A 26,419-nucleotide genomic window follows, 5' to 3' on the forward strand; every position below is an offset into this window, starting at 1 on the left:
ATCATCCGTGCCGGACGACCGGACACCTGGCGTGTTCGGTCGCGTACATGACGAGTGAAGCTACCGTTGATCTTCCCGGCGTATCAACGATTTGGGGCAAGTGAGTTCGAAGAGTGCACCTGTGCGGCCGAATGCGTACGGGTGGCTTTCCCGCCACCGGAATCGAGCCGCACCGTCCGTCGGAGCTGAGCCTCACCGCCCGCCGGTATGCGGCCGAGAAGGCGAAAGATCCGGTGAACCGCTTCGTCGCGCTCTCCGTGCCGTTGTCCAGGAGGCACATCACCGTCCCCCGGTAAGCGAGGCCTCCCATGACACCCACCGTTCCCCAGATCACCGCACCAGCGTCGCGAGGAGATTCCGTGGCTACCGATGCACCGCCGCCCGAGGGCCCGGTCGGCACGAGCCCTGCCCAGCCCACCACCGAGGCGTACAACGCGGTGCAGGCGAGTGCCGAGTTCGCCGACCTGCGCCGCTCGTTCCGGTCCTTCGCCTTCCCGCTCACCGTCGGCTTCGTCGCCTGGTACCTGCTCTACGTCCTGCTCTGCAACTACGCGGGCGACTTCATGGGCACCAAGGTCCTCGGCAACATCAACATGGCGCTCGTCCTCGGCCTCGCCCAGTTCGCCACCACCTTCCTCATCGCCTGGCTCTACTCCCGGCACGCCGCCACCAAGCTCGACCCGAAGGCCGAAGCGATCAAGTCCCGTATGGAGGCCGACGCATGAGCGCCGCCCACACCCTCTACCCGACCGTCCAGCTCGCCGCCGACAGCGCGGGTGAGCACCGGCCGCTGATCATCACCCTGTTCGCCGCCTTCGTCGTGGCGACCCTCTTCATCACCGTGTGGGCCGGCCGCCAGACCAAGAGCGCCGCCGACTTCTACGCGGGCGGCCGCCAGTTCACCGGATTCCAGAACGGGCTCGCGGTCTCCGGCGACTACATGTCCGCCGCGTCCTTCCTCGGCATCGCGGGCGCCATCGCCCTCTTCGGCTACGACGGCTTCCTCTACTCCATCGGCTTCCTCGTCGCCTGGCTCGTCGCCCTGCTCCTGGTCGCCGAACCGCTGCGCAACTCCGGCCGCTACACCATGGGCGACGTCCTCGCCTACCGGATGCGCCAGCGCCCCGTGCGCACCGCCGCCGGTACGTCCACCATCGTCGTCTCGATCTTCTACCTGCTGGCCCAGATGGCCGGTGCGGGCGTCCTCGTCTCGCTGCTGCTCGGCATCACCAGCGACTTCGGCAAGATCGTCATCGTCGCCCTGGTCGGCGTGCTGATGATCCTGTACGTCACCATCGGCGGCATGAAGGGCACCACCTGGGTGCAGATGGTCAAGGCCGTCCTGCTCATCGCGGGCACCCTGCTCATCACCTTCCTGATCCTGCTGAAGTTCAACTTCAACATCTCCGACCTGCTCGGCACCGCCGCCAGCAACAGCGGCAAGGGTGCTGCCTTCCTGGAGCCCGGTCTGAAGTACGGCGCCGACGGCGTCTCGAAGCTGGACTTCATCTCGCTCGGCATCGCCCTGGTCCTCGGCACCGCGGGCCTGCCGCACATCCTGATCCGCTTCTACACCGTGCCCACCGCCAAGGCCGCCCGTAAGTCCGTGAACTGGGCGATCGGCATCATCGGAGCCTTCTACCTGATGACGATCGTGCTCGGCTTCGGCGCCGCCGCGATCCTCAACCCCGACGACATCATCGCCTCGAACAAGGCGGGCAACACGGCGGCACCACTCGCGGCCCTGGAGATCGGCGGCGGCTCCGGCTCCACCGGCGGCGCGATCCTCCTAGCGGTGATCTCCGCCGTCGCCTTCGCGACCATCCTCGCCGTCGTCGCCGGACTCACCCTCGCCTCCTCCTCGTCCTTCGCGCACGACATCTACGCCAACGTGATCCGCAAGGGGCAGGCCACCGAGAAGGAGGAGGTCCGCGCCGCACGCTGGGCCACCGTCGCCATCGGTGTCGTCTCCATCGCCCTCGGCGCCCTCGCCCGCGACCTCAACGTGGCCGGTCTCGTGGCCCTCGCCTTCGCGGTCGCCGCCTCCGCCAACCTGCCGACGATCCTCTACAGCCTCTTCTGGAAGCGGTTCACCACGCAGGGGGCCCTCTGGTCCATCTACGGCGGGCTCTCCTCCTCCGTCCTGCTGGTGCTCTTCTCGCCGGTCGTCTCCTCCAGGCCGACCTCGATGTTCCCGGGCGTCGACTTCGCCTGGTTCCCGCTGGAGAACCCCGGCCTGATCTCGATCCCGCTCGGCTTCCTGCTCGGCTGGCTCGGCTCGGTGATCGGCAAGGAGAAGGCCGACACGGACAAGTACGCCGAACTGGAGGTCAAGTCCCTCACCGGCACCGGAGCGCACTGAGAGAAGGAATTCACGGAGCCGTTCGGTTCATCACCCACTCCCGAGGCCGGGCCGCGTCGTAGAGTCCTACGACGCGGCCCGGCCGCACCTCGTGGCAAACGGGCCCCCGCGATGTCACCGGTCTCACGTAGGCTCGGAAGAGACGGCGGAGAGGGCGGCGGCCGAGGACGGTGAGAGCCGGCCGGGGCGACACCTTTCCACCGGAGAGCCGCATGTCAGCCGGAGAGACGCATGACCGCACCATCGCGGACACCACCGGGGGAGGGGCCCACCGTGCTCATCGACACCTATGACAGGGTCGCCACCGATCTGCGCGTGTCACTGACCGACAAGTGCAATCTGCGGTGCACCTACTGCATGCCGGAAGAAGGGCTGCAGTGGCTCGGCAAGAGCGAGCTGCTCTCCGACGACGAGATCGTGCGCCTGATCCGTATCGCGGTCACCTCCCTCGGCATCACCGAGGTCCGCTTCACCGGCGGCGAGCCCCTGCTCCGCCCCGGCCTCGTCTCCATCGTCGAGCAGTGCGCCGCGCTCACCCCGCGCCCCCGCATGTCCCTCACGACCAACGGCATCGGCCTCAAGCGGACCGCCACCGCCCTCAAGGCCGCGGGCCTCGACCGGGTCAACGTCTCGCTGGACACCCTGCGCCCCGACGTCTTCAAGACCCTCACCCGCCGCGACCGCCACAAGGACGTGCTGGAAGGCCTCGAAGCCGCCCGCGAGGCCGACCTCACCCCGGTGAAGGTCAACTCCGTCCTGATGCCGGGACTCAACGACGACGAGGCCCCCGAGCTGCTCGCCTGGGCCGTGGCCAACGACTACGAGCTCCGCTTCATCGAGCAGATGCCCCTGGACGCCCAGCACGGCTGGAAGCGCGACGGCATGATCACCGCGGGCGACATCCTCGCCTCGCTGCGCACCCGCTTCACCCTCACCCCGGAGGACGACGAGGCCCGCGGCTCCGCCCCCGCCGAGCGCTGGACCGTCGACGGCGGCCCGCACCGCGTCGGTGTGATCGCCTCGGTCACCCGCCCGTTCTGCCGCGCCTGCGACCGCACCCGGCTCACCGCCGACGGCCAGATCCGCACCTGCCTCTTCGCCCGCGAGGAGACGGACCTGCGCTCCGCCCTCCGCTCGGACGCGCCGGACGAGGAGATCGCCCGGCTCTGGAAGGTCGCCATGTGGGGCAAGAAGGCGGGCTCCGGACTGGACGACCCGTCCTTCCTCCAGCCGGACCGGCCGATGTCGGCCATCGGAGGCTGATACACCCCTCTAGGAGCTCCCCGACTCCCAGTCCGCCAGCGCCACGACGTCCTTGAGGAACCCCCGTACGCCCAGGAACTGCGAGAGGTGCTCCCGGTGCTCCTCGCAGGCCAGCCAGGTCTTGCGCCGGTCCGGCGTGTGCAGCTTGGGGTTGTTCCAGGCGAGCACCCAGACCGCGTCGGCCCGGCAGCCCTTGGCGGAACAGATCGGGGCACCGGCGGCGCTCTCGGCGGAGGTCTCGGGGAAGATCACGGGACCAGCCTAAGTCAGGCCGGGAGATGGCCCGAAGCCAGGCGCCGAGCACGCCCGAGCCGTGTGCTGTCCACGGCGAAGTCGGCCGCTGCATACGGTGAATGATGCATCCCCGGCCGGAGAAACGGCGACGCCGGGCAGCCACGGGGGGAGCTGCCCGGCGTCGGTCCATCGCTCCGACGGGGGATGCGGAGCGCACTCGAAGTATGTCACGGGGACCGGGGTGCGGTGCACCGGAACGTCATGATTGATCTGAGCTTTTCCAGAGCTTTCCGGGGTGCGTACGCTCACCTGTGCTCCTGCGCCGGAGGCACCCACCCCGAGCGCTCGTGAGGACCCGCCGACTCGGCGGAACCGGCGGCCGGACCCGCCTCCACGGCGGGCCGGACCGGCGCCGAAAGATACGTCGACGGCAGCGAAGGGGCGTTCTCCCGGCCCGCGTTGGCGATGACCACCGCGATGTACGGCAGCAGCACCCCCAGCACCAGCGCGACGATCGCGACATGCCGCTCCACGTTCCACAGCGCCGCGGCCAGCACCACCGAGACCGTACGCACGGACATCGAGATCACATAGCGCCGCTGTCTGCCCCGCACGTCGTCGGCCAGCCCCTGACGGGCCCCCGTGATCCGGAAGACCTCCACCTCGTCGCTCTTCCGCAGCATGTGTTCCACCACCAGATCTCTGTGCCGGACGCTCCCGGACCGGGCCGCATCCACCGTACGCCGGGCCCTCGCCGGACCGAAGACCGGGGCGCCCCCCGGTGGCGTACGGCAGCCGTCCCACCCGTACGGCCCACCCGTACGGCCCTGCCCGGAGTGCGGCCCCGCCGGGCGGCGCCGAGACTGGGGCGGACGCGCACTCCGCGCTGTACGAGGAGGCGAAATGGGCTGGTTGTGGGCAATCATCGTGGGCCTGGTGCTCGGTGTGATCGCACGGGCGATCCTGCCGGGCAAACAGGACATCCCGCTCTGGCTGACGATCGTGTTCGGCATTCTCGGCTCCATCCTCGGTAATGCCGTGGCCGGCTGGATCGGCGTCGAGGACACCAAGGGCATCGACTGGATCCGCCATCTGCTCCAGCTGATCGGTGCCGTGGCCGTCGTCGGGGTCGGGGACATGGCCTGGCAGTCCATCCGGGGCAACAGGAACAGAAACAGAACCTGACCCGGGGCCGGACACCACAGCGCCGCGGCCGGACACGCGAGGAAGAGCGTGTCCGGCCGCGGCGCTGTGGTGCCGTACGCGGTGCCATGCTGTACGTGGTGCGATCGTGCCGTACGTGGCGCTGTCGTGCCCGTACGTGATGCGGCGGCGTGGATCAGCCGGCCGCCGGGACGACCTCCACCGCCGCCAGGTTCTTCTTGCCCCGGCGCAGCACCAGCCAGCGCCCGTGCAGCAGCTCCCCGGCGTCCGGCGCGACCTCGCCGTCGACGACCTTCACGTTGTTCACGTAGGCGCCGCCCTCCTTGACCGTACGGCGGGCCCCCGACTTGCTCGGCGCGAGCCCGACCTCGACCAGGAGGTCCACCAGCGGACCCAGCTCGGGGACCCGGGCGTGCGGCACCTCGGAGAGAGCCGCGCTCAGCGTCGCCTCGTCCAGCTCCGCCAGATCGCCCTGCCCGAACAGCGCCTTCGACGCCGCGATGACCGCCGCGCACTGCTCGCCGCCGTGCACCAGCGTGGTCAGCTCCTCGGCCAGCGCGCGCTGCGCCGAACGGGCCTGCGGCCGCTCCTCGGTCAGCTGCTCCAGCTCCTCCAGCTCCGCACGGCTCTTGAAGCTGAGGATGCGCATGTACCGCGTGATGTCCCGGTCGTCCACGTTCAGCCAGAACTGGTAGAACGCGTACGGCGTGGTCATCTCCGGGTCCAGCCAGACGGCACCGCTCTCGGACTTGCCGAACTTGGTCCCGTCCGCCTTCACCATCAGCGGCGTCGCCAGCGCGTGCACGGTGGCACCCGGCTCAAGCCGGTGGATCAGGTCGATGCCCGCGGTGAGGTTGCCCCACTGGTCGCTGCCGCCCTGCTGGAGGACACAGCCGTAGCGGCGGTACAGCTCCAGGAAGTCCATGCCCTGGAGGAGCTGGTAGCTGAACTCCGTGTAGCTGATGCCCTCCTGCGACTCCAGCCGGCGGGCGACCGAGTCCTTGGTGAGCATCTTGTTGACCCGGAAGTGCTTGCCGATGTCCCGCAGGAACTCGATCGCGGACATGCCCGCGGTCCAGTCCAGGTTGTTGACCATCGTCGCCGCGTTCGGACCCTCGAAGGTGAGGAACGGCTCGATCTGCTGCCGAAGCCGCTGCACCCAGGCCGCGACCGTCTCCGGGTCGTTCAGCGTGCGCTCGGCGGTCGGGCGCGGGTCACCGATCTGACCGGTGGCCCCGCCGACCAGGGCGAGCGGGCGGTGCCCCGCCAGCTGGAGCCGGCGCACGGTGAGGACCTGCACGAGGTGGCCCACGTGGAGGCTCGCCGCGGTCGGATCGAAGCCGCAATAGAAGGTGACGGGACCGTCCGCGAGAGCCTTGCGCAATGCGTCCTCGTCGGTGGACTGGGCGAACAGCCCGCGCCACTTCAGCTCGTCGACGATGTCCGTCACGGTTCCGGTGCTCCTTGCAGTTGGTAGGGATGCACGGGCCAGTCTAGGCGGGTCACACGCCCTGGCTGACCGAGCTCATGTTGAAGTCCGGGATGCGCAGCGCGGGCATCGCGGCCCGGGTGAACCAGTCGCCCCACTCGCGCGGCAGCGTCTTCTCCGTACGCCCCGCCTCCGAGGCCCGGGAGAGCAGGTCCACCGGCGATTCGTTGAACCGGAAGTTGTTCACCTCACCGACCACCTCGCCGTCCTCCACCAGATAGACGCCGTCCCGGGTCAGCCCGGTGAGCAGCAGCGTCGCCGGGTCCACCTCCCTGATGTACCAGAGGCAGGTCAGCAGCAGCGCCCGCCCGGTCGTCGCGGCCACCATCTCCTCCAGTGACCGCTCACCGCCCCCGTCCAGCACCAGGTTGTCGATCGCCGGGGCGACCGGCAGCCCGGTGAGGGCCGCCGAGTGCCGGGTCGTCGTCAGCCGCTCCAGCTTCCCCTCCCGGATCCAGTCCGTCGGGGCCAGCGGCAGCCCGTTGTCGAAGACCGAGGCGCTGTCGCCGGAGGAGTGGGCGATCACGAACGGCGCCGACTCCAGCCCCGGCGCGTGCGGGTCGCTGCGCAGGGTCAGCGGCAGCGGCGCCAGCGTCTCGCCCAGCCGCGTACCGCCGCCCGGCTGGGAGAAGACCGTCCGGCCCTCCACGGCGTCCCGCGCGGTGGACGACCAGAGCTGGTAGATCAACAGGTCCGCCACGGCGGTCGGCGGCAGCAGCGTCTCGTACCGCCCGGCGGGCAGCTCGATCCGCCGCTCCGCCCAGCCCAGCCGCTGCGCCAGCTCCGCGTCCATCGCCGCCGGGTCGACGTCCTTGAAGTCCCGGGTCGACCGCCCCGCCCACGCGGAACGGGTCCGGTCCGGAGACTTGGCGTTCAGCTCCAGCGTCCCCGTCGGCTGGTCGTGGCGGAGCCGCAGCCCCGTCGACGTCCCCAGGTAGGTGGAGGTCAGCTCGTGGTTGGCGAACCCGTACAGCTCGCGGCCACCGGAGCGGGCCCGGGCGAAGGCGTCACCGAGGGCCGGGGCGAAGTCCGCGAAGACCTCCGAGCCGGTCTCGGCGGGCGCGTCCGTGAAGTCGGGCGACGAGGGCACCCCGCTGACCAGGGGCTGCGCGTCCTCCGCCGGACCCGCGCCCCGGGCGGCGGCCTCGGCGGCCCGTACCAGGGGCTCCAGGTCGTCGGCGGTCACGGCGGACCGGGAGACGACACCGGAGGCCGTGCCCTGGGCCCCGTCGACGGTCGCGATGACGGTGAGGGTCCGCCCCCGGGCCACGCCGTTGGTGGTGAGCGCGTTGCCCGCCCAGCGCAGATTGGCGGAGGAGTGCTCGTCCGCGATGACCACCAGACCGTCCGTGGTGGACAGCTCCAGAGCCCGCTCGACGATCTCGTACGGCTTGCTGACGCGGCTCATCGTCCGGCCTCCTGCGTCGTATTGAGGATGTTCACGCCTCGGAAGAGGGCGGAGGGGCAGCCGTGGGAGACCGCCGCGACCTGGCCCGGCTGGGCCTTGCCGCAGTTGAACGCGCCGCCGAGGACATACGTCTGCGGGCCGCCGACCTTCTCCATCGAGCCCCAGAAGTCCGTCGTCGTCGCCTGGTACGCCACATCGCGCAGCTGCCCGGCGAGGCGGCCGTTCTCGATGCGGAAGAACCGCTGCCCGGTGAACTGGAAGTTGTAGCGCTGCATGTCGATCGACCAGGACCGGTCACCGACCACGTAGATCCCGCGCTCGACCCCGCCGATCAGATCCTCCGTGGACAGCCCGCCCGGGTCCGGCTGGAGCGACACGTTCGCCATGCGCTGTACGGGGACATGGCCCGGGGAGTCCGCGAACGCGCACCCGTTGGAGCGGCCGAGCCCGGTGAGCTTCGCGATGCGGCGGTCCAGCTGGTAACCGACGAGGGTGCCGTCCTTGACCAGGTCCCAGGACTGCGCCTCGACGCCCTCGTCGTCGTACCCGATGGTCGCCAGCCCGTGTTCGGCGGTGCGGTCACCGGTCACGTTCATGACGGGGGAGCCGTACGTCAGCTTGCCGAGCTGGTCGAAGGTGGCGAACGACGTGCCCGCGTACGCCGCCTCGTAACCGAGCGCCCGGTCCAGCTCGGTGGCGTGGCCGATCGACTCGTGGATGGTCAGCCAGAGGTTCGACGGGTCGACGACCAGGTCGTACGTCCCCGCCTCGACGCTCGGCGCCCGCATCTTCTCCGCCAGCAGCCCCGGGATCTGCTCCAGCTCCGCGTCCCAGTCCCAGCCGGTGCCGGTCAGATACTCCCAGCCGCGCCCGGCCGGCGGTGCGATCGTCCGCATGGAGTCGAACTCACCGGTCGCGGAGTCCACCGCCACCGCCGTCAACTGCGGCTGGATGCGCACCCGCTGCTGGGTGGTGACCGTCCCCGCCGTGTCCGCGTAGAACTTGTTCTCGTGCACGGTCATCAGAGAGGCGTCCACATGAGCCACCCCGTCCCCGCCCAGCAGCCGCCCGCTCCACTCCGCGAGCAGCGCCGCCTTCTCCTCGTCCGGTACGGAGAACGGGTCGACGTCGTACGCCGAGACCCAGGTCCGCTCGCCGTGCACCGGCTCGTCCGCCAGCTCCACCCGCTCGTCGGAACCGGCGGCCGCGATCACCTTCGCCGACAGCTTGGCCATCGCCACGGCCTGCGAGGCCACCTTCGCCGCCGCGTCCATCGTCAGGTCCACGCCGGAGGCGAACCCCCAGGCGCCACCGTGCACGACCCGCACCGCGTACCCGAGGTCCGTACTGTCCGAAGCCCCGGCCGGGCGCGCGTCCCGCAGCCGCAGGGAGGCGCTGCGCACCCGCTCCAGCCGGAAGTCGGCGTGCGTGGCGCCGAGGGCCCGCGCCCGCGCGAGCGCCGCGTCGGCCAGGGCGCGCAACGGCAGGGCCAGGAATGACTGATCTACCTCGTGGGGCACAGGGAATTCCCTTCTCGATACACGACGGCAGTGAACCATGCGCACGGTGTGGACAGCCGGGGATATCGCGGACATGTGTGCCCGGCATGCAACCGTGCGGACTGTAGGAACCCCACAGCACCCCGGACAAGCCACTGTCAGGGCCCGATTCCTCGATCGGAGCACGGTACCGATAGGTTTTCGACGTACCAGCCCGTCATGGACTGCGCACCACACCGCCAAGGAAAGGGTGATCCGTTGAGCCGCTCGGTTCTCGTCACCGGAGGAAACCGGGGCATCGGCCTCGCCATCGCCCGCGCCTTCGCCGACAACGGCGACCAGGTAGCGATCACCTACCGCTCCGGCGAGCCGCCCCAGGCCCTCACCGAAGCCGGCGTTCTCGCGGTCCGCTGCGACATCACCGACGCCGAGCAGGTGGAGCAGGCCTACAAGGAGATCGAGGACAAGCACGGTCCCGTGGAGGTGCTGGTCGCCAACGCCGGTATCACCAAGGACCAGTTGCTGATGCGGATGTCGGAGGAGGACTTCACCTCCGTCGTCGACACCAACCTCACCGGTACCTTCCGGGTCGTCAAGCGCGCCAACCGCGGCATGCTGCGCGCCAAGAAGGGCCGCGTCGTCCTGATCTCCTCCGTCGTCGGCCTCCTCGGCTCGGCGGGCCAGGCGAACTACGCCGCCTCCAAGGCCGGACTGGTCGGGTTCGCCCGCTCCCTCGCCCGTGAGCTGGGCTCCCGGAACATCACCTTCAACGTCGTCGCCCCCGGCTTTGTCGACACCGACATGACCCAGGTGCTCACCGAGGAGCAGCGCAAGGGCATCGTGTCCCAGGTGCCGCTGGGCCGCTACGCACAGCCCGAGGAGATCGCCGCCGCGGTGTGCTTCCTCGCCTCCGACGACGCGTCGTACATCACTGGAGCCGTCATCCCCGTTGACGGCGGATTGGGCATGGGTCACTGATCACCATGAGCGGAATTCTCGACGGCAAGCGCATCCTCATCACCGGGGTGCTGATGGAGTCGTCCATCGCGTTCCACACCGCGAAGGTGGCCCAGGAGCAGGGCGCCGAGGTCATCCTCACCGCCTTCCCGCGCCCGACCCTGACCGAGCGCATCGCCAAGAAGCTGCCGAAGCCCGCCAAGGTCATCGAGCTGGACGTGACCAACCAGGAGCACCTGGACCGGCTGGAGGGCCTCGTCCGCGAGGAGCTGGGCTCGCTCGACGGCGTCGTCCACTCCATCGGCTTCGCCCCGCAGGACGCGCTCGGCGGCAACTTCCTCAACACCCCGTTCGAGTCCGTCGCCACCGCGATGCATGTCTCGGCGTTCTCGCTGAAGTCGCTGGCCATGGCCTGCAAGCCGTTGATGAGCGAGGGCGGCTCGATCGTCGGCCTCACCTTCGACGCCCAGTACGCCTGGCCGCAGTACGACTGGATGGGCCCGGCCAAGGCCGCCCTGGAGGCCACCTCCCGCTACCTCGCCCGTGACCTGGGCAAGGACGGGCTGCGCTGCAACCTGATCTCCGCCGGACCGATCGGCTCCATGGCCGCCAAGTCCATCCCGGGCTTCGCCGAGCTGGCCGACGTCTGGAACACCCGGGCCCCGCTCGCCTGGGACATGTCCGACCCGGAGCCGGCCGGCCGCGGTGTCGTGGCGCTGCTCTCCGACTTCTTCCCCCGGACGACGGGCGAGATCATCCACGTCGACAGCGGCGTGCACATGATGGGCGCCTGACCGGCGTACGACCCCTGCGGGACGGCCCCCGGCCGCGTACCTCCTCGTCGTTCTTCGAGGCGGTACGCGACCGGGGGCCGTCGCCGTCCGTGACTCCCGTCGCCGCTCCGGTCGAAAAGTCCGCCGATCCACCGCAGAATGTGGAGGAACCGGACTTCTGGTCAGGCTGCGGGAGGGAGATCGCTGTGCGCCCCGAGCGTCGCCGCACCCGTCTCCTGCTCGCCGCGTCGGTGGCCGTCGCCGCCCTCGCCGTACCCCTGGGGGTCCGCGCGGCCAGCGGTGCCGACTCCGGTACGGCGGCGGCGCCCCCCGAGCCCGAACCGGCCGGCTCCGAGTGCCGTACGACCATCGAGGGCTCCCGGGTCGTCGCGTACTGCCACAACCCCTACCCCTCCACCGACCTGGTCCAGCTCCACACCGAGTGCGCCCGCTGGTGGGACGTGGACGCGGACGGAGCGGCGGTGGCGGTGGAGCCGGGGCGGACCGTACGGCTGGAGGACCGCTGCTGGAAGGAGATCGCGACCGCCTGGGTCAGCCACCGTCCGGCCCCGCTGTAAGCGGTCCTGGCGTGGTCCGACGGCCGTGGGAGCTCGGCTACACCCGGTCCGCCAGGCAGTTCAGCGCATGGCTCGCCGCCTCGGCCGCCGCCGTCTCCGCGTCCCCGGCCCGGATCGCCTCGACCAGCCGGGCGTGGTCCATGTGGTTCTCGGGGCGCAGCTCGGGTCCCACGTCGCCGCGCAGATAGTCGCGCAGCAGATCCCCGAGGTCCGCGTACAGCTCGGTCAGTACGTCGTTGTGCGAGGCGGCGACCACCGCCAGGTGCAGCGTCGCGTCGGCCGCCACGAACGCCTCCGCGTCCCCCGACGCCCATGCCTCCTCCCGGCGCGCCATCAGCGTGTCGAGCTGCCGCAGATCGCGCTCGGTGCGCCGTACGGCGGCCAGCCGCGCGGCCGAGGACTCCAGCGTCGAGCGCAGCTCCGCGATGTGGCGGGGATCGGCGGCGGCGAAGCGGCGGTGCATCACCCCGGCCAGCTCGCTGGTGGCGACCACATAGGTGCCCGAGCCCTGCCGGATGTCCAGCAGCCCGTTGTGCGCCAGGGCCCGTACCGCCTCGCGCACGGTGTTACGGGCCACGCCGAGCTGCTCGACCAGCTCCGGCTCGGTCGGGATCCGCGAGCCGACCGGCCACTCGCCCGAGGTGATCTGGTTCCGCAGTTGCGCGATCACCTGGTCGGCGAGTGCCGAACGCCGGGGAGACGTCAGCGCCATGGTGCTCCTTGCTCGTGGCGGGCTGTGAGGTGTGAGGGATGTCCGGCCGGATTCTCTCAGGAACCCGGACCTCCGAGGATTGGACAACCAATCATCCCATGATTCTATGATGGGCCTCATGCCGCACGACGAGACCCCGGCCCCGACCCAGGCCCCACCGCAGACCCAGACCCTGAACCGCAGCTCCGCCGGATCCTCCGCCGCGCGGCTTCCCGCCCCGCGGCTTCCCGGGCCCGTCGACGCGGGTCCGGCCCCCTGGCTGCTGCGCCTGATCGCCGTCGGGCTCGTCCTCGCCGCCCTCAACCTCCGCCCCGCCATCACCAGCCTCGGCGCCCTCCTCGAAGAGGTCCGCGAAGGGCTGCACATGAGCGGCAGCGTGGCGGGCGTGCTGACCTCCGTGCCGCCGCTCTGCTTCGCGGTCTTCGGGGTCATGGCACCCCGGCTGGCCCGGCGCTTCGGCGCGGGCACCGTCGTCTGCGCGGGCATGGCCGCCATCGCGGCGGGCCTGGTGATCCGCCCGTACGTCGGCTCCACCGCCGGGTTCCTGGCCGCCAGCGCGCTCGCCCTGATGGGCATCGCCGTGAGCAACATCCTGATGCCGGTGATCGTCAAGCGCTGGTTCCCCGACCGCGTGGGCACCATGACCGGCCTCTACTCCATGGCCCTGGCCCTCGGCACGGCCCTCGCCGCCGCCGTCACCGTCCCGCTCACCGGCGCGCTCGGCGGCAACTGGCAGTCCGGGCTGGCCGTCTGGGCCGTGCTCGCCGCCCTCGCGGTGCTGCCGTGGATCGTCCTCGTACGGGACCGGACCCCGGCGCCGGGTCAGCCGGCGGCCACGAGGCCCGGGCGGGGTTCCGGTGCGGCCTCCGCTTCCGGTGCGGCCTCCGGTTCGGCTGAGGGTTCGGGTCCTGCCTCCGGTTCCGCTTCCGGTGCGGCCTCCGGTTCCGCCTCGGCTTCCGGGGCGGCCGACGCGCGCTCCGCCGAGGCCCCGGCGCTCCGGATCACCCGGAGCCGTACCGCGTGGGGGCTGGCCTGCTTCTTCGGGCTCCAGGCGACCGCCGCGTACATCACCATGGGCTGGATGCCGCAGATCTTCCGCGACGCGGGGGTCCCGGCCGGTACGGCGGGCGTCCTGCTCGCGGTCACCATGGCGATGGGCGTGCCGCTCGCCTTCGTCATCCCCCGGGTCGCCGGACGGCTCCGGCAGCAGGGCCCGATCGTGGTCGTCCTCGGCCTCTGCGGCCTGATCGGCTACACGGGCCTCTACCTGGCCCCGGCCGCCGGTGCCTGGGCCTGGGCGCTGCTGCTCGGGGTGGCCAACTGCGCCTTCCCGCTCGCGCTCACCATGATCGGGATGCGGTCGCGGACCGGGGCGGGCGTGGTCCGGCTCTCCGCCTTCGCCCAGTCCACCGGCTATCTGCTCTCGATCCCGGGCCCGCTGCTCGTCGGTGTGCTCTACCAGCACAGCGGCGGCTGGGGGCTGCCGATCGCCCTGATGGCGGGGCTGATGATCCCGCAGATGGTGGCCGGGGTGCTGGCCGGGCGGGACCGGACGATCGAGGACGAGTGCTGAGATGCGAGACTGGCCCCATGCCAGTGCTCGATCCGCAGCCCAAGAACGGTCAGAAGAAGCTCCTCCTCGTCTTCGGAGGGATGCTTCTCGTCACGGTGGTCATCGGTGTGATCGCCTCGATCGCCTCCCCCTGACGGCGGCCGGTCCCGCCCATGGTGGGGCTGGCCCCACCATCCCCTAGGGGGCCGGCGTCAGGGTGAAGTGGGTGGATCACCGGATGGGACCGCCGCCGCCCGTTCCGTAGGTTCTTCGGTAACGAACCGAACACCCCACGGAGGCGGACATGACGGCCCCTGCGCACCCCAGGTCACCAGGACCGACCGCCTCCCGCAGCCCGGCCGTCCCCTGTCACCCGGCCGCCTCCCGCAGCCCGGCCGTTCCCCGTCACCCGGCGGCCCTTCACCGCCCGGCCGCCGACCGTGCGGAGATACGGCTGCCCTGGTGGGCCGTGGCGCTCCCGGTCGTCGCGTTCGGCGCCCTGCTGATCATGATCATGAGCCCGGGGCAGGCGCAGGCCGCCACCGCCGACCCCGCGCTCGGACAGCTGATCGAGCGCACCCTCCAACTGCTCTCCCACTGAGCCGCGCGCTGCCGCCGACCCGCCCCGGACCAGCACGTCCACCTTCGGATGAGGCTGTCAACACCCTGCGCCACAGGCCGCGTTTCATGCGAAGCTGAGGTGTATGAGCGTCGAGACACCTCGCAGGATCGTCCTTCTCAGGCATGCCAAGGCGGAATGGTCGCAGTCCTCCGACCATGAGCGCCCGCTGGCCGAGCGCGGTCGCAAGGACGCGCCCGTGGCCGGCCGCAGGCTCGCCGACTCCGGCATCGACTTCGATCTGGCCCTGTGCTCCAGCGCCGTCAGGACCCGGGAGACCTGGAAGCTGGCGGTCCACGAATTCGCCCAGCGCCCCCGGACCGTCTACGAGGAGAGGCTGTACGAGGCCTCCCTCGGCGATCTGATCGCCCTGTTCAACGAGACCCCGGACGATGTCCGCAACCTCCTGGTCATCGGCCACAACCCGGGGATGCACGGGGCCGCCGACGCGCTCTCCGGCTCGGCCGAGGGCGACACGCTGGCCCGGATGACCAGGGACGGCTTCCCCACGGCCTCCTACGCCGTGGTGGAGTTCCCCGGCTCCTGGAAGAGCGTGGAGCACGGGGCGGGCCGCCTCGTCGAGTACTGGACGCCGAACGACTGAGCCGCCCCGACGACTGAGTCGCGCGGCACCGACGACTGAGCCGCCCCGGCACCGCTGAACACCCGAACGCACAGGGCCCCGGCACCTCTCCCGTGCCGGGGCCCTCTTCTCGTACGTCTCCGGGACGCCGACTCCGTACGCCGACGGGAACCGACCGGTCCCGGAGGCCGCCGTCAGTCGACGAGGCTGTCCGCCGCCTCGACCTCTTCACGGGTGATGCCGAGCAGATAGAGCACGGTGTCCAGGAACGGCACGTTCACCGCGGTGTGCGCCGCCTCGCGGACCACGGGCTTGGCGTTGAAGGCGACCCCGAGCCCCGCCGTGTTCAGCATGTCGAGGTCGTTCGCCCCGTCCCCGATGGCCACCGTCTGCGCCAGCGGCACCCCCGCCTGCTCGGCGAAGCTCCGCAGCAGCCGGGCCTTGCCCGCCCGGTCCACCACATCGCCGACGACCCGCCCGGTGAACTTGCCGTCCACCACTTCCAAGGTGTTGGCGGAGGCGAAGTCCAGGCCGAGACGTTCCTTCAGGTCGTCCGTGACCTGGGTGAAACCGCCCGAGACGACGCCCACCTGGTACCCGAGGCGCTTCAGCGTACGGATCAGGGTGCGGGCGCCGGGCGTGAGCCGTACCTCGGCGCGGACCTTCTCCACCACCGAGGCGTCCAGCCCCGCCAGCAGCGCCACCCGGGCGTGCAGCGACTGCTCGAAGTCCAGCTCGCCGCGCATCGCCTGCTCGGTGACCTCGGCGACCTTGTCCTCGCAGCCCGCGTGGGCCGCGAACAGCTCGATCACCTCGTCCTGGATGAGCGTGGAGTCCACGTCCATGACGACCAGCCGCTGGGCCCGCCGGCTCAGCCCGGCCGAGACCACCGCGACGTCCACGCCGATCTCCGCGGCCTCGGTCGCCAGCGCGGTCCGCAGCTCCGCGGTCCCGGTCCCCGACACCGCGAACTCGACGGCGGTGACCGGGTACTTCGCCAGCCGGAAGATACGGTCGATGTTCCCGCCGGTCGAGGTGATCGTGGCCGCTATTGCGGCGGTCGACTCCGCGGTGAGCGGGTGGCCCAGCACGGTCACATGGGAACGGCCGCTGCCCCGGGGCCGGTTGTCACCGGTGCCCGAGATGATCTCGGCCTGGAGCTTCAGGGAGTCGGCCCAGCTGTGCACGGTCGCCCGCAGATCGCCCTCGGTCGTCCCGCCCGCGGTGGGCGAGGTCACCAGGGCGCACAGCACGATGCGGCCCCGGGTGACGACCTGCTCGATGTCCACGACGTCGACGGAGTAGGCGGCGAGGGTGTCGAAGAGCCCGGCGGTGATGCCGGGACGGTCCTTGCCGAAGATCTTGACGAGGAGGGTGGGAGTGCCGTCCACGGAGGTCACGGAAGGCTCGGGGAGGAGGGAGGCTGAGGTGGCTGAGATGCGCTCATGGTGCTCCCACCGTATCGGTCCCGGGGCCGCCTCCGGCCGTCCGTCCCGAGTGCCGGACGGAAAGGTACGGGCCGTGAGGCGCGGCCTCCGCCGACCATCGGGCCACCGCCCCCTACGAGTCGAGATCACGCCACTTGCCCTTCATCGGGCGGTAAGGGGATCTTCGTGTCGCCTTCTCCTCTTTCGGGGCCCCTCTTCACCGGCCCGACTTTCGGATAAGGGACTGCTCCTGGAATAGTTCCCCACGATGTTCAGCATCCCTAGACTCCCTGCGACGGGGGTAACACGGGGGACAACTAGTGGGGCGCGGAGTGCCGGAACTCGTACTGGAATTGAATGGCAGCACCTGGACGCTCGATCCGTCCAGGCCGTACACCCTGGGGCGTGATCCGCAGGGGGACCTGACGATCGACGATGCCAGGGTCTCGTGGCGGCATGCCACGATCAGCTGGGACGGCCGGAGTTGGTCCATCGAGGACCACGGCTCCACCAACGGCACGTACGTGCAGGGGCAGCGGGTCCAGCGGGTGGAGATCGGGCCCGGCTCCGCCGTGCGCCTGGGCAACGCCACCGACGGTCCGCGGCTGAATCTCACCGCTCCCGCCGGTGCCCACGGCGGTCAGCCGGCCGCCGCCCACCAGGCTCCGGCGCACCACCAGCAGCAGCATGCGCAGCCGGGCGCCGCCTGGCCCGGACAGCAGGCACCCGCCCAGCACCAGGCCCAGCAGCACCAGGCCCCGCCCCAGCAGGGGTGGCAGCAGCCTCCGGCGCACCAGCAGCAGGCCCCGTACCAGCAGCAGGTTCCGCACCAGCAGGGCCCGGCCCAGCCGGCCGCCCCGGCCCACGGCGGGGGAGCGGCGCACGGCGGTGCGGCAGGCGCCCCGCCCGTCTACGGCGACCGCAGCCCGACCACGTTCCACCAGCTGGCGCTGGGCCGGGTCATGCGCATCGGCCGTGCGCTGGAGAACGAGCTGGTCGTCTCCGACCTCCAGGTCTCCCGCAACCACGCCGAGTTCCACGCGACCCCCGACGGCCGGTTCGAGATCCGGGACCTCGGCTCGCACAACGGCACGTACGTCAACGGTCTGCCGCTCCAGAAGTCCGGCTCGGCGCTCATCGGCCCGAACGACATCGTCGGCGTCGGTCACTCGACGTTCCGCCTGGTCGGGGACCGGCTGGAAGAGTTCGTCGACACCGGCCAGGTCTCCTTCTCCGCCCGCCACCTCACGGTGACGGTCGACGGCGGCAAGCAGATCCTCAAGGACGTCTCCTTCGGCGTCCCGGAGAAGTCGCTGGTCGCGGTGATCGGCCCCTCCGGCTCCGGAAAGTCCACCCTGCTCAAGGCGCTCACCGGCTACCGGCCCGCCGACGAGGGCGACGTCCTCTACGACAACCGGAATCTGTACAAGCAGTTCGCCGAGCTGCGCCAGCGCATCGGTCTGGTCCCGCAGGACGACATCCTGCACAAGGAGCTGACCGTCGCCAAGGCCCTCAAGTACGCGGCCAGGCTCCGCTTCCCCGCGGACACCACCGAGGCCGAGCGCCAGGCCCGGATCACCGAGGTCCTCGCCGAGCTCAAGCTCGACATCCACAAGGACAAGAAGATCACCTCGCTCTCCGGCGGCCAGCGCAAGCGCGTCTCGGTCGCCCTGGAGCTGCTGACCAAGCCGTCGCTGATCTTCCTGGACGAGCCGACCTCGGGCCTCGACCCGGGCATGGACCGCGACGTCATGCAGCTGCTGCGCAGCCTCGCCGACGACGGCCGTACGGTGCTCGTCGTCACGCACTCCGTGGCCGAGCTCGCCATCTGCGACAAGCTGCTCGTGATGGCGCCCGGCGGCGCCGTCGCGTACTTCGGTCCGCCGGAGGAGGCGCTGAACTTCTTCGGCTACAGCTCCTGGGCCGATGTCTTCTCCGCCTTCGAGAACTACCGCGACTACGACTGGGCGGGCCGCTGGCGCGGCTCGCAGCACTACCAGATGTACGCCGCCGACATCGACAGCGTCGCCGCGCAGTCCGTGCACATGCCGCCGCCCCAGCAGATGCGGCCCCCGAAGCCGCAGAGCTGGGGGACGCAGCTGTGGACCCTGGTGCGCCGCTACACCTCCGTCATCGCCTCCGACAAGGCCTTCCTCGGCCTGATGGTCGCGCTGCCCGCGGTGATCGGTGTGCTGGCCGCGGTCATCCCGGCGGACTTCGGACTGGCCCCGCCCACCCCGCCGACCCAGTTCAACGGCAAGGCCGGGATGATCCTGCTGATCCTCGCGGTCGGCATCTGCCTGGCGGGCTCGGCCAGCTCCGTACGCGAACTGATCAAGGAGCGCGTGATCTACGAACGGGAACGGGCCACCGGCCTCTCCCGCTCGGCCTATCTGACCTCCAAGGTCATCGTGCTCGGTGTGATCACGGCCTTCCAGAGCGTCATCCTCTGCGGCATCTGCTTCGCCGTCCGTGAGCTGCCGGAGGAGGGGCTGTTCATGCCTCCGGCCGTCGAGATCTGCATCTCGATCGTGGCCCTCGGGTTCACCTCGATGATGTTCGGCCTGATGATCTCCGCGATGGTCAAGACCTCCGAGATGACCATGCCGCTGCTGGTCATGTTCGCGATCGTCCAGCTGGTCTTCACCGGCGTCCTCTTCCAGGTGTACGGGACGCCCGGCCTGGAGCAGCTCACCTGGCTGATGCCGTCCCGCTGGGGCGTCGCCGCGGCCGGCACCACGCTGGACCTGGCCAACCTGATGCCGCCGTGGGACCCGAAGAACCCGACGGACCTGGACCCGCTCTGGGAGGCCACGGCGACCCAGTGGGGGATCAACATCTTCGTGCTGCTGGTGATCGGCGCGGTCTGCGCCGTCGCGGTCGCGCGCCTGCTGCGCCGCCACGAGCCCGAGGTCATGCGCAAGTAAGGTCCACCGGGACCGGACGACGCCGAGGCCGGCACCCCACGGGGTGCCGGCCTCGGCGTGTGCGTGGCTGGGCTCGGCCTCGATGCGGCTGTACCCGGACTCAGTACGCGCTGTTGACGTTGTCCATGGAGCCGTAGCGGTCGGCCGCGTAGTTGCAGGCGGCGACGATGTTGGCGACCGGGTCGTACAGGTCCTTCTTGGTGCCCTTGACGTGGTACCGGTCGAAGGTCGGCTGGATCACCTGGAGGAGCCCCTTGGACGGGACGCCGTTGCGGGCGTTGATGTCCCAGTTGTTGATCGCCCAGGGGTTACCGCTGGACTCCCGGATGATGTTGCGGTGGATCCCGTTGTAGGAGCCCGGGATGCCTTCCTTCTTCATGATCGCCATGGCCTCGCGGATCCAGCCGTCCAGGTTGTTGGCGTAGACGGGCTTGCGCGCGGTGGAGCGGTTGGCGGCCTGGTCGCCGCGCTTCTTGGCGTCGGCCTTGGCCTTGGCGGCCTTCTCTGCCTTGGCCTTCGCGTCCGCCGCGGCCTTGGCCTTGGCGGCCTTCGCCTTGGTCTCGGCGGCGGCCTTGGCCTTGGCGGCGTCGGCGGCCTTCACGATCTGCTCGGCGGTGGAGTGCTGCTTGATCAGGCTGTCCTGCACGGTCTTGGCCTGTGCGGAGCCACCGATGACGGCGACGGGGGCGGCAGCGGTGGCTGCCTGCGGGGCAATCTCGGCTTCGGCGTTCGACGGGACGAGCGAGAAGGTCAGGGAGGCGACGGCCAGGGCCGACACACCGGCCACGGAGATCTTCTGGACCTTGTTCAGACGACGGAGACGGCTGGGAATGCGAGTCGCAGACATGTAGGGCTACCTCTTCGAATGCTCAGGTGTCCTCCACGGAGGACGAGACCGGAGGCGGTGATGCGCACCTCCGTCGGGGACGAGAGCAATTCTTAGCGGCAGCAAAATCGCGTGGCAAAGGTGTGACGTACGAAGCCGGGTAGTGGAAGAGGGTCCCGTTAGTCCGAAATAAACCCTGACCATGCCCACCCAAAACGCCCTTACCCACCCACTAGGTACGTTCGTAAGTGACGTGGGCCCTATGCCCGGGCTCACACCGGCGACACGCCCGACTTACCTCGCGTTGCTAGAGCAATCCGGAGCGTTACGTTCCTCATTCGGCAGGATGAGGTGGACGTCCCCGAACTCATGCCAGAGGTAGCGCCGCTCCAGCGCCGCCTCGTACCCGCGGCGCAGCGCCTCGCGCCCGGCCACCGCCTCCAGCATCAGCAGATGCGAGGCCTCCGGCTCGTGCAGCCCGGTCAGCAGCCCGTCCACCACCCGCACGCCCCGGCGCGGTGTCACGACCAGGCCCGTCCACCCCGCCACCGGCCGCACCACTCCGTCCGCGTCCACCGCCGACTCCAGCGCCCGTACCGCCGTCGTCCCCACCGCGATCACCCGGCCGCCGGCCGCCCGCGCCGCGTTGACCAGCCACGCCGTGGTGGGCGGCACCGAGAACCGCTCCGGGTACGGCGGCTCGTGCGCCTCGGCCGACGCCACCCCCGTATCCAGCGACAGCGGGGCGAACTGCACCCCGCGGCTCACCAGCTCCGCCACCAGGGCGGCCGTGAAGGGACGGGCCGCACTCGGCATCTCCGCCGAACCGCCTCCGTCGGGTGCTGCCACGGCGAAGACGGTCTGGTACGCGGAGAGGGGCTGGTCCCGCTCCGTGTACCCGTACCGGATCGGCCGCCCGTACCGCCGCAACAGCCCCGGCACCCCCTCCGGCACCCGCGCCCACCAGAGCCGGGCCCCTTCGGCGGGCCCTGCCCCGACGGGCCCCCTCTCTACGGGCTCCGCCTCGGCAGCGCCTGGAGCGGGTGCCGGGGTGCGCCCCGGAGCGAGCCCCGGCCCTGTCGGCGAGGCGCCCCCCGCCGACAACGCGCCCCCCATCGGCTCCTCCAGCACCAGCTCCCGCCCGCCCGGCAGCCGCACCACCGCACCGGCGGGCCCGCCGGGCCGGGGCACGGTGGTCCCCGAGGCGCCCGGCGCCCGCAGCTCCACCGCCCACCGCCCGTCCTCACCCCGCGTCGAGAAGTGCACGACGACCCGCTCGCCGCCCACCCGCCCGTTCACCGCGGCCGGCAACGTCGCCGACGTGTTCACCACCAGCACGTCCCCGGCCCGCACCTGCCCGGGCAGCTCCCGGAACGCATGGTGCGAGACGTCCGTCCCCCGCGTCACCAGCAGCCTTACGTCGTCCCGCCCCGATCCCCGCTGCTCGGCCGGCACCCGGGCGGACAGCTCCGGCGGCACCCGCAGGGCCTCCAGCGAGGACACCCCGCACCCCTCCTCCACCGGAGCACCCGAGCCCCCGTCCCGCCGCACCGCATTCACCGCATTCACCGCGCTCACCGTGCACCCCCGGCGGCCCCCGGGGCCCCCTCCAGCAGCGCCGGAGCGGAGAACCGCCCACTGGCCGGCCGCTCCCGCACCAGCCGCAGGAACGCGGGCGCCACACGCGCGGGCGACGGCCGCCGCTCCCCGACGTCCTGCGGCACCGCGGCCTCGTACAGATCCGTGTCCATGTCCCCCGGGTCGACGGCCCACACCCGCAGCCCCGGCTCCTCCACGCCCAGCACCGCCGCCAGCCGGTCCAGCGCCGCCTTGGACGCCCCGTACCCGCCCCACGTCTCGTACGCCTCCGCCGCCGCGTCCGAGCTGACCACCACGACCGCCCCCGCGGCCGACGCCCGCAGCAGCGGCAACGCCTCCTGTACGAGACCGAGCGCGGCCACCACATTGGTCTCCAGCGCCTGCCGCAACCCCTCCAGCGGGTGCGCCTCCAGCCGGACCAGCGGCTCGGCGCCCAGCACACTCGCGTTGCTCACCAGCAGATCGAGCCCGCCCAGCTCCCCGGCGGCCGCCACCAGCTCCGCCCGGTGCGCCGCGTCCGTGACATCCCCGGGCACGGCCACCACCCGGGTCCCGTACCGCTCCCGTACCTCCTCCGCCGCCGCCTCCAGCACCCCGGCCGTCCGCGCGTCCAGCACCAGGTCCCAGCCCTGCCCGGCCAGCACCTCGGCCAGGGCGCGCCCCAGCCCCTTCGAACCACCCGTGATCAACGCAACCGGCATGGCGACCGTCCCCTTGGTCCGTGCGGCTACCCGCACATCGGCGTCCGCCGGGCGACCCCGGCGCCTCCAACGTAGGAAGACGCACCCGGGCCCCGCCTCGCCCGTGAGCCGCACCCGCCGACGGCCCTTCGTCCTACTCCTCAGGGAGCCCCGGGCCCCGGGACTCCTCCGGCCCTACGACCTCCGACGGGGCCCTGCGCTCCCCGGCCTGACGACCTCCTACCGGCCCTACGACCTCCCGCCGGGCTCTCCCCCTGCCGACCGGTCCTACGACCTCCGACCCGGTACCGGCCGGGACCGGCCTAGGACCACCGGCCACCGGCCGCCGCCCTCGGCCCGATACGGCCGCCGTACCCCCGCCGGTACGGTGATCCCATGAGTCATCGCCCAGCGTCGGGCCTCGCCGCGGTGAGCGCCGCGCTGCTCGCCATGAGCCGGCATCTGGAAGTGGGGGACGTCCTCAAGACGATCGTCGCCTCCGCCCGGGAACTCCTCGATGCCCAGTACGCGGCGCTCGGCGTCCCGGACGACCACGGCGGCTTCGCCCAGTTCGTGGTCGACGGGGTGAGCGACGAACAGTGGAAGGCCATCGGACCGCTGCCCCGCCAGCACGGCATCCTCGCCGCGATGCTCCACCAGGCGAAGCCCGAACGGCTCGCGGACGTCCGAGCGGACCCCCGCTTCGGCGGCTGGCCCGAAGCACACCCCGACATGTCGGACTTCCTGGGCCTGCCCATCACGGACGGCGACGAGATCATCGGCGCGCTCTTCCTCGCCAACAAGATGTGTCCCAAGCCCGCCGGAGGCTGCGGCTTCACCGCCGAGGACGAGGAACTGTTGTCGATCCTCGCCCAGCACGCCGCGATCGCCCTCTCCAACGCCCGCCTCTACGAGCGCAGCCGCGAGCTGACCATCGCCGAGGAGCGCTCCCGCCTCGCCCACGAGCTGCACGACGCGGTCAGCCAGAAGCTGTTCTCGCTCCGGCTCACCGCCCAGGCCGCCGCCGCCCTCGTGGACCGCGACCCGACCCGCGCCAAGGGGGAGCTGCAACAGGTCGCCACCCTCGCCGCCGAAGCGGTCGACGAGCTGCGGGCGGCGGTCGTGGAGCTGCGTCCGGCCGCCCTCGACGAGGACGGCCTGATCGCCACCCTCCGCACCCAGATCCAGGTCCTGGACCGGGCCCACACGGCCCGGGTCACCTTCGGGACCAGCGGCGTACGCGCCCTGCCCGCCGCCCAGGAGGAGGCGCTCCTCCGGGTCGCCCAGGAGGCCCTGCACAACGCCCTGCGCCACTCGGGCGCGGAGCACGTGGACGTCACCCTGACCCGGCGCTCCACCTGGACGGTCCTGCGCATCACCGACGACGGCACCGGCTTCGACCCCACCGCCGTACGCCGGGCGGGCCGCCATCTGGGGCTGGTCTCCATGCGCCACCGGGCCAAGAGCGTCGGCGGCCGGCTCACCGTTGCTTCGGAGCCCGGAAAGGGCGCCACGATCGAGATGGAGGTCCCCGGTGGCTGACAAGACCATCAGGGTGCTGCTGGTCGATGACCACCAGGTCGTCCGCCGTGGACTGCGTACGTTCCTGGAGATCCAGGAGGACATCGAGGTCGTCGGCGAGGCGTCCGACGGCGCGGAGGGCGTGGCCCGCACCGAGGAGCTGCGGCCCGATGTCGTCCTCATGGACATCAAGATGCCCGGCACCGACGGGATAGAGGCCCTGCGCAGGCTCCGCGAGCTGGAGAACCCGGCGAAGATCCTCATCGTCACCAGCTTCACCGAACAGCGCACGGTGGTCCCGGCCCTGCGCGCCGGAGCCTCCGGTTACGTCTACAAGGACGTCGACCCGGACGCCCTGGCCGGCGCCATCCGCTCGGTCCACGCCGGACACGTCCTGCTCCAGCCGGAGGTCGCGGGCGCGCTCCTCGCCCAGGACGACGCGGGCGGCGGTACGGGGAGGGGGAGCACCCTCACCGAACGCGAGCGGGAAGTGCTCGGCCTGATCGCGGACGGCCGCTCCAACCGCGAGATCGCCCGCGCCCTCGTCCTCTCCGAGAAGACGGTCAAGACGCACGTGTCGAACATCCTGATGAAGCTCGACCTGGCGGACCGCACGCAGGCGGCGCTGTGGGCGGTACGGAACGGGGCGGCGGGCTGAGACCCGCATCGACCGGGCTGAGATTCATACTGTCGGGTGGATGTCACCCGAACGGCGCATCCTTCCGTGCCGTACGGAGTTCTCCAGGGCACGCTGCGGCGGCTTGCCGCAGCATCTCTAGGAGGAACCTGAAGTGAAGAACCTGAAGAAGGCCGCCGCCGTCACCATGATCGCCGGTGGGCTCATCGCCGCCGGTGCGGGCGCGGCCTCCGCCACCGGCCACAGCGGCGCCGACGCCCACGGCGTGGCCGTCGGCTCCCCGGGCGTCGCCAGCGGCAACCTGGCCCAGGTCCCGGTCCACGTCCCGGTGAACGCGGTGGGCAACACGGTCAACGTGATCGGCCTGCTCAACCCCGCCTTCGGCAACCTCGGCCTGAACCACTGACACCCAGCCGGAGCGGGCCCCCCAGGGCCCGCTCCGGCCCCCTTCCCAGCCCCGCCCGACCCCACTACAGCCCGCCCGACCCCACTACAGTCCGCCCGGCACCACTCCAGCCCGTCCGGCGTTTGAGGACGGAACCCTATGGCCGAAGCCCCCGAGGCAACGGACCACCCGCCCCGGCAAATCCCAGCCCGTCCGGCGCTTGAGGACGGAACCCCCAGCCCCGGTGGGCCCGCACAGAAGCACGCCCCCCGCCAGGGGCACCCGGGAATCAGCCCGTCCGGCGCCTGAGGACAGAGGCCCGCAGGCCTACCGCCGAACCTCCCCGCCCTCCACATACGCGTTGTACGCGGCCACAACCGCCCGCCGAGCCACCCGCTCCACCGGCCGCAACGCGGCCCCCCGCGCCGCCATCTCCGACGCGCTCACCGCACCCCCGTGCCCGTTCTCGTACGCCACCGAGACCAGCAGCCCCACCCGCTGCGCCAGCTCCAGCACCCGCACCGCCCGCGGCGGATACCCGGGCGCCAGCACCTCCCGCCCCCGGCCCACCTCCGCCCGCGCCCGGTACGCGTCCACCGCCGCCTCCGCCACCGGACCGGAACCGGCCACATCCAGCCGGGACAGCAGCGCCGTCGCATCCCGCAACGCCTCCGCCAGCTCCCGCTCCGCCTCGCTCAGCGACGGCACGTCCGCCGGCGGCGCCTCCCGCACCGGCAGCACCCGCCACACCACCTCGACATGCAGGTCCCCCTCCGGCCCCGCCTCGGACACCTCCGGCACCAGCCCGTACGGCACCCCGTACGCGACCACCGCCTCCTCCGCCTCCAGCGCCCGCGCGTTGAAGTCCGGCGGCCCCGACAGCCCCAGCGGATGCCCCGGCACCGGCAGGGCCACCCGGAATCCGGTCGCCCCCAGCGCCCGCAGCCGGCCCAGCGCCAGCGTCAGCCCGACCGGCCCCGCCTCACCCGGCAGCCCCTCGACGCGGTGCACCGCGTCCTCCCCGACAATCGCGACAACGGCGTCGTCCGGCGAAACGAGCCCCGCCAGCAGCGCGTTCCCCCAGGCGGCCAACAACCCTGAACGTGGTTCCACAAGCATGGAGACAGCCTAGGGGGGTGTCCCGTCGGCCATGCCGGGCCCGGAACAACCCGGGTTACGGACCTCACGGCCGGACCGCTTGCGCGGTGGCGTAGGTTTTCTCCT

26 protein-coding genes are annotated in these 26,419 nt (G+C 71.4%); 15 read left to right on the plus strand and 11 right to left on the minus strand.

Annotation, left to right across the window (positions count from 1 at the left end):
• Positions 1-359: 359 nt before the first annotated feature.
• The 3 genes from DJ476_RS27875 (at position 360) to moaA (ending at position 3,625) form a co-directional block, all read left to right on the plus strand.
• Positions 360-725, plus strand: a complete 366-nt coding sequence (locus DJ476_RS27875) for a DUF485 domain-containing protein (RefSeq protein WP_103418793.1) — start codon at positions 360-362, stop codon at positions 723-725.
• Entirely contained in the window at positions 722-2,362 is a 1,641-nt protein-coding gene (locus DJ476_RS27880; protein ID WP_103418794.1) for a solute symporter family protein, read from the plus strand. Before DJ476_RS27875 ends, DJ476_RS27880 begins: the two co-directional genes overlap by 4 nt.
• 273 nt (positions 2,363-2,635) lie before the next feature.
• On the plus strand, positions 2,636-3,625 hold the full coding sequence (gene moaA, locus DJ476_RS27885; RefSeq protein ID WP_318294907.1) for a GTP 3',8-cyclase MoaA: 990 nt from the start codon (positions 2,636-2,638) through the stop codon (positions 3,623-3,625).
• 9 nt (positions 3,626-3,634) lie between these two features.
• Here moaA and DJ476_RS27890 read toward each other — a convergent pair whose 3' ends face one another.
• Both DJ476_RS27890 and DJ476_RS27895 read right to left on the minus strand, forming a co-directional pair.
• The gene (locus DJ476_RS27890) at positions 3,635-3,877 is read right to left on the minus strand and encodes a hypothetical protein (protein ID WP_103418796.1); all 243 of its coding nucleotides are present in this window, start codon (positions 3,875-3,877) and stop codon (positions 3,635-3,637) included.
• A 287-nt stretch (positions 3,878-4,164) separates the two neighbouring features.
• Complete coding sequence (locus DJ476_RS27895; protein WP_103418815.1) at positions 4,165-4,542, minus strand: DUF3099 domain-containing protein; 378 nt, start codon at positions 4,540-4,542, stop codon at positions 4,165-4,167.
• 220 nt (positions 4,543-4,762) lie between these two features.
• Here DJ476_RS27895 and DJ476_RS27900 point away from each other — a divergent pair, with 220 nt between their 5' ends.
• A complete protein-coding gene (locus DJ476_RS27900; RefSeq protein WP_103418797.1) occupies positions 4,763-5,044 on the plus strand; it encodes a GlsB/YeaQ/YmgE family stress response membrane protein in 282 nt (93 codons plus the stop codon).
• Positions 5,045-5,198: 154 nt separating this feature from the next.
• Here DJ476_RS27900 and tyrS read toward each other — a convergent pair whose 3' ends face one another.
• Genes tyrS through DJ476_RS27915 form a run of 3 tightly spaced genes read right to left on the minus strand, consistent with a single transcriptional unit; the run spans position 5,199 to position 9,440 of the window.
• Entirely contained in the window at positions 5,199-6,473 is a 1,275-nt protein-coding gene (gene tyrS, locus DJ476_RS27905) for a tyrosine--tRNA ligase (RefSeq protein WP_103418798.1), read from the minus strand.
• Between the two features lie 52 nt (positions 6,474-6,525).
• On the minus strand, positions 6,526-7,920 hold the full coding sequence (locus DJ476_RS27910; RefSeq protein ID WP_103418799.1) for a metallopeptidase TldD-related protein: 1,395 nt from the start codon (positions 7,918-7,920) through the stop codon (positions 6,526-6,528).
• Positions 7,917-9,440 (minus strand): TldD/PmbA family protein, encoded by a 1,524-nt coding sequence (locus DJ476_RS27915; RefSeq protein ID WP_112491816.1) that lies wholly within the window; start codon positions 9,438-9,440, stop codon positions 7,917-7,919. The genes DJ476_RS27910 and DJ476_RS27915 overlap by 4 nt, the downstream gene beginning before the upstream one ends.
• 237 nt (positions 9,441-9,677) lie before the next feature.
• Between DJ476_RS27915 and fabG the strand changes: the two genes are divergently transcribed.
• The 3 genes from fabG to DJ476_RS27930 all read left to right on the plus strand — a co-directional run bounded on the left by fabG (position 9,678) and on the right by DJ476_RS27930 (position 11,727).
• Positions 9,678-10,397: a 3-oxoacyl-[acyl-carrier-protein] reductase gene (gene fabG, locus DJ476_RS27920; RefSeq protein ID WP_103418801.1), complete on the plus strand. Its 720-nt coding sequence runs from the start codon at positions 9,678-9,680 to the stop codon at positions 10,395-10,397.
• A 5-nt stretch (positions 10,398-10,402) separates the two neighbouring features.
• Positions 10,403-11,170 carry an enoyl-ACP reductase FabI gene (gene fabI, locus DJ476_RS27925; protein WP_018488216.1) on the plus strand — a complete coding sequence of 256 codons (768 nt, stop codon included), beginning with the start codon at positions 10,403-10,405 and terminating at the stop codon, positions 11,168-11,170.
• 185 nt (positions 11,171-11,355) lie between these two features.
• Entirely contained in the window at positions 11,356-11,727 is a 372-nt protein-coding gene (locus DJ476_RS27930; RefSeq protein WP_070201471.1) for a hypothetical protein, read from the plus strand.
• Between the two features lie 37 nt (positions 11,728-11,764).
• Here DJ476_RS27930 and DJ476_RS27935 read toward each other — a convergent pair whose 3' ends face one another.
• Positions 11,765-12,439 (minus strand): FadR/GntR family transcriptional regulator, encoded by a 675-nt coding sequence (locus DJ476_RS27935; protein ID WP_018488218.1) that lies wholly within the window; start codon positions 12,437-12,439, stop codon positions 11,765-11,767.
• Positions 12,440-12,557: 118 nt separating this feature from the next.
• On the opposite strand from DJ476_RS27935, the gene DJ476_RS27940 reads away from it, so the two are divergent.
• The 4 genes from DJ476_RS27940 (at position 12,558) to DJ476_RS27950 (ending at position 15,214) form a co-directional block, all read left to right on the plus strand.
• Positions 12,558-14,012 carry a CynX/NimT family MFS transporter gene (locus DJ476_RS27940; RefSeq protein WP_112492644.1) on the plus strand — a complete coding sequence of 485 codons (1,455 nt, stop codon included), beginning with the start codon at positions 12,558-12,560 and terminating at the stop codon, positions 14,010-14,012.
• Positions 14,013-14,029: 17 nt separating this feature from the next.
• Complete coding sequence (locus DJ476_RS35825; RefSeq protein WP_275539234.1) at positions 14,030-14,146, plus strand: SGM_5486 family transporter-associated protein; 117 nt, start codon at positions 14,030-14,032, stop codon at positions 14,144-14,146.
• Positions 14,147-14,295: 149 nt separating this feature from the next.
• Entirely contained in the window at positions 14,296-14,592 is a 297-nt protein-coding gene (locus DJ476_RS27945; RefSeq protein WP_112491817.1) for a hypothetical protein, read from the plus strand.
• Positions 14,593-14,695: 103 nt separating this feature from the next.
• Positions 14,696-15,214, plus strand: a complete 519-nt coding sequence (locus DJ476_RS27950; protein ID WP_019766552.1) for a SixA phosphatase family protein — start codon at positions 14,696-14,698, stop codon at positions 15,212-15,214.
• A 173-nt stretch (positions 15,215-15,387) separates the two neighbouring features.
• On the opposite strand, the gene serB is transcribed toward DJ476_RS27950, so the two are convergent.
• Complete coding sequence (gene serB / locus DJ476_RS27955) at positions 15,388-16,593, minus strand: phosphoserine phosphatase SerB (protein ID WP_019766551.1); 1,206 nt, start codon at positions 16,591-16,593, stop codon at positions 15,388-15,390.
• 347 nt (positions 16,594-16,940) lie between these two features.
• Here serB and DJ476_RS27960 point away from each other — a divergent pair, with 347 nt between their 5' ends.
• On the plus strand, positions 16,941-19,547 hold the full coding sequence (locus DJ476_RS27960; protein ID WP_112491818.1) for an ABC transporter ATP-binding protein/permease: 2,607 nt from the start codon (positions 16,941-16,943) through the stop codon (positions 19,545-19,547).
• Between the two features lie 100 nt (positions 19,548-19,647).
• On the opposite strand, the gene DJ476_RS27965 is transcribed toward DJ476_RS27960, so the two are convergent.
• From DJ476_RS27965 to DJ476_RS27975, 3 genes are all read right to left on the minus strand, one after another.
• Positions 19,648-20,394 carry a transglycosylase SLT domain-containing protein gene (locus DJ476_RS27965; protein WP_070201467.1) on the minus strand — a complete coding sequence of 249 codons (747 nt, stop codon included), beginning with the start codon at positions 20,392-20,394 and terminating at the stop codon, positions 19,648-19,650.
• Between the two features lie 273 nt (positions 20,395-20,667).
• On the minus strand, positions 20,668-21,942 hold the full coding sequence (locus tag DJ476_RS27970; RefSeq protein WP_112492645.1) for an S-adenosylmethionine:tRNA ribosyltransferase-isomerase: 1,275 nt from the start codon (positions 21,940-21,942) through the stop codon (positions 20,668-20,670).
• A 5-nt stretch (positions 21,943-21,947) separates the two neighbouring features.
• On the minus strand, positions 21,948-22,673 hold the full coding sequence (locus tag DJ476_RS27975; protein WP_112491819.1) for an SDR family NAD(P)-dependent oxidoreductase: 726 nt from the start codon (positions 22,671-22,673) through the stop codon (positions 21,948-21,950).
• A 375-nt stretch (positions 22,674-23,048) separates the two neighbouring features.
• Between DJ476_RS27975 and DJ476_RS27980 the strand changes: the two genes are divergently transcribed.
• The 3 genes from DJ476_RS27980 (at position 23,049) to DJ476_RS27990 (ending at position 25,216) form a co-directional block, all read left to right on the plus strand.
• On the plus strand, positions 23,049-24,194 hold the full coding sequence (locus DJ476_RS27980) for a GAF domain-containing sensor histidine kinase (protein ID WP_112491820.1): 1,146 nt from the start codon (positions 23,049-23,051) through the stop codon (positions 24,192-24,194).
• Positions 24,187-24,831, plus strand: a complete 645-nt coding sequence (locus DJ476_RS27985) for a response regulator (protein WP_019766177.1) — start codon at positions 24,187-24,189, stop codon at positions 24,829-24,831. The genes DJ476_RS27980 and DJ476_RS27985 overlap by 8 nt, the downstream gene beginning before the upstream one ends.
• A 133-nt stretch (positions 24,832-24,964) precedes the next feature.
• Positions 24,965-25,216, plus strand: a complete 252-nt coding sequence (locus DJ476_RS27990; RefSeq protein ID WP_018488230.1) for a chaplin — start codon at positions 24,965-24,967, stop codon at positions 25,214-25,216.
• Between the two features lie 306 nt (positions 25,217-25,522).
• Here the strand turns inward: DJ476_RS27990 and DJ476_RS27995 are convergent, their stop codons facing one another.
• A complete protein-coding gene (locus tag DJ476_RS27995; RefSeq protein ID WP_112491821.1) occupies positions 25,523-26,314 on the minus strand; it encodes a hypothetical protein in 792 nt (263 codons plus the stop codon).
• Positions 26,315-26,419: the final 105 nt, after the last annotated feature.

This window comes from Streptomyces bacillaris (assembly GCF_003268675.1).
Taxonomy (GTDB): domain Bacteria; phylum Actinomycetota; class Actinomycetes; order Streptomycetales; family Streptomycetaceae; genus Streptomyces; species Streptomyces bacillaris.

Excerpts from the sequence above, each read along its gene's own strand:
- DJ476_RS27880 (WP_103418794.1), top strand. The coding sequence starts at position 722 with ATGAGCGCCGCCCACACCCTCTACCCGACCGTCCAGCTCGCCGCCGAC.
- DJ476_RS27895 (WP_103418815.1), bottom strand. The coding sequence starts at position 4,542 with ATGCTGCGGAAGAGCGACGAGGTGGAGGTCTTCCGGATCACGGGGGCC.
- DJ476_RS27900 (WP_103418797.1), top strand. The coding sequence starts at position 4,763 with ATGGGCTGGTTGTGGGCAATCATCGTGGGCCTGGTGCTCGGTGTGATC.
- DJ476_RS27910 (WP_103418799.1), bottom strand. The coding sequence starts at position 7,920 with ATGAGCCGCGTCAGCAAGCCGTACGAGATCGTCGAGCGGGCTCTGGAG.
- fabI (WP_018488216.1), top strand. The coding sequence starts at position 10,403 with ATGAGCGGAATTCTCGACGGCAAGCGCATCCTCATCACCGGGGTGCTG.
- DJ476_RS27935 (WP_018488218.1), bottom strand. The coding sequence starts at position 12,439 with ATGGCGCTGACGTCTCCCCGGCGTTCGGCACTCGCCGACCAGGTGATC.
- DJ476_RS27940 (WP_112492644.1), top strand. The coding sequence starts at position 12,558 with ATGCCGCACGACGAGACCCCGGCCCCGACCCAGGCCCCACCGCAGACC.
- DJ476_RS35825 (WP_275539234.1), top strand. The coding sequence starts at position 14,030 with ATGCCAGTGCTCGATCCGCAGCCCAAGAACGGTCAGAAGAAGCTCCTC.
- DJ476_RS27945 (WP_112491817.1), top strand. The coding sequence starts at position 14,296 with ATGACGGCCCCTGCGCACCCCAGGTCACCAGGACCGACCGCCTCCCGC.
- DJ476_RS27950 (WP_019766552.1), top strand. The coding sequence starts at position 14,696 with ATGAGCGTCGAGACACCTCGCAGGATCGTCCTTCTCAGGCATGCCAAG.
- DJ476_RS27965 (WP_070201467.1), bottom strand. The coding sequence starts at position 20,394 with ATGTCTGCGACTCGCATTCCCAGCCGTCTCCGTCGTCTGAACAAGGTC.
- DJ476_RS27975 (WP_112491819.1), bottom strand. The coding sequence starts at position 22,673 with ATGCCGGTTGCGTTGATCACGGGTGGTTCGAAGGGGCTGGGGCGCGCC.
- DJ476_RS27980 (WP_112491820.1), top strand. The coding sequence starts at position 23,049 with ATGAGTCATCGCCCAGCGTCGGGCCTCGCCGCGGTGAGCGCCGCGCTG.
- DJ476_RS27995 (WP_112491821.1), bottom strand. The coding sequence starts at position 26,314 with ATGCTTGTGGAACCACGTTCAGGGTTGTTGGCCGCCTGGGGGAACGCG.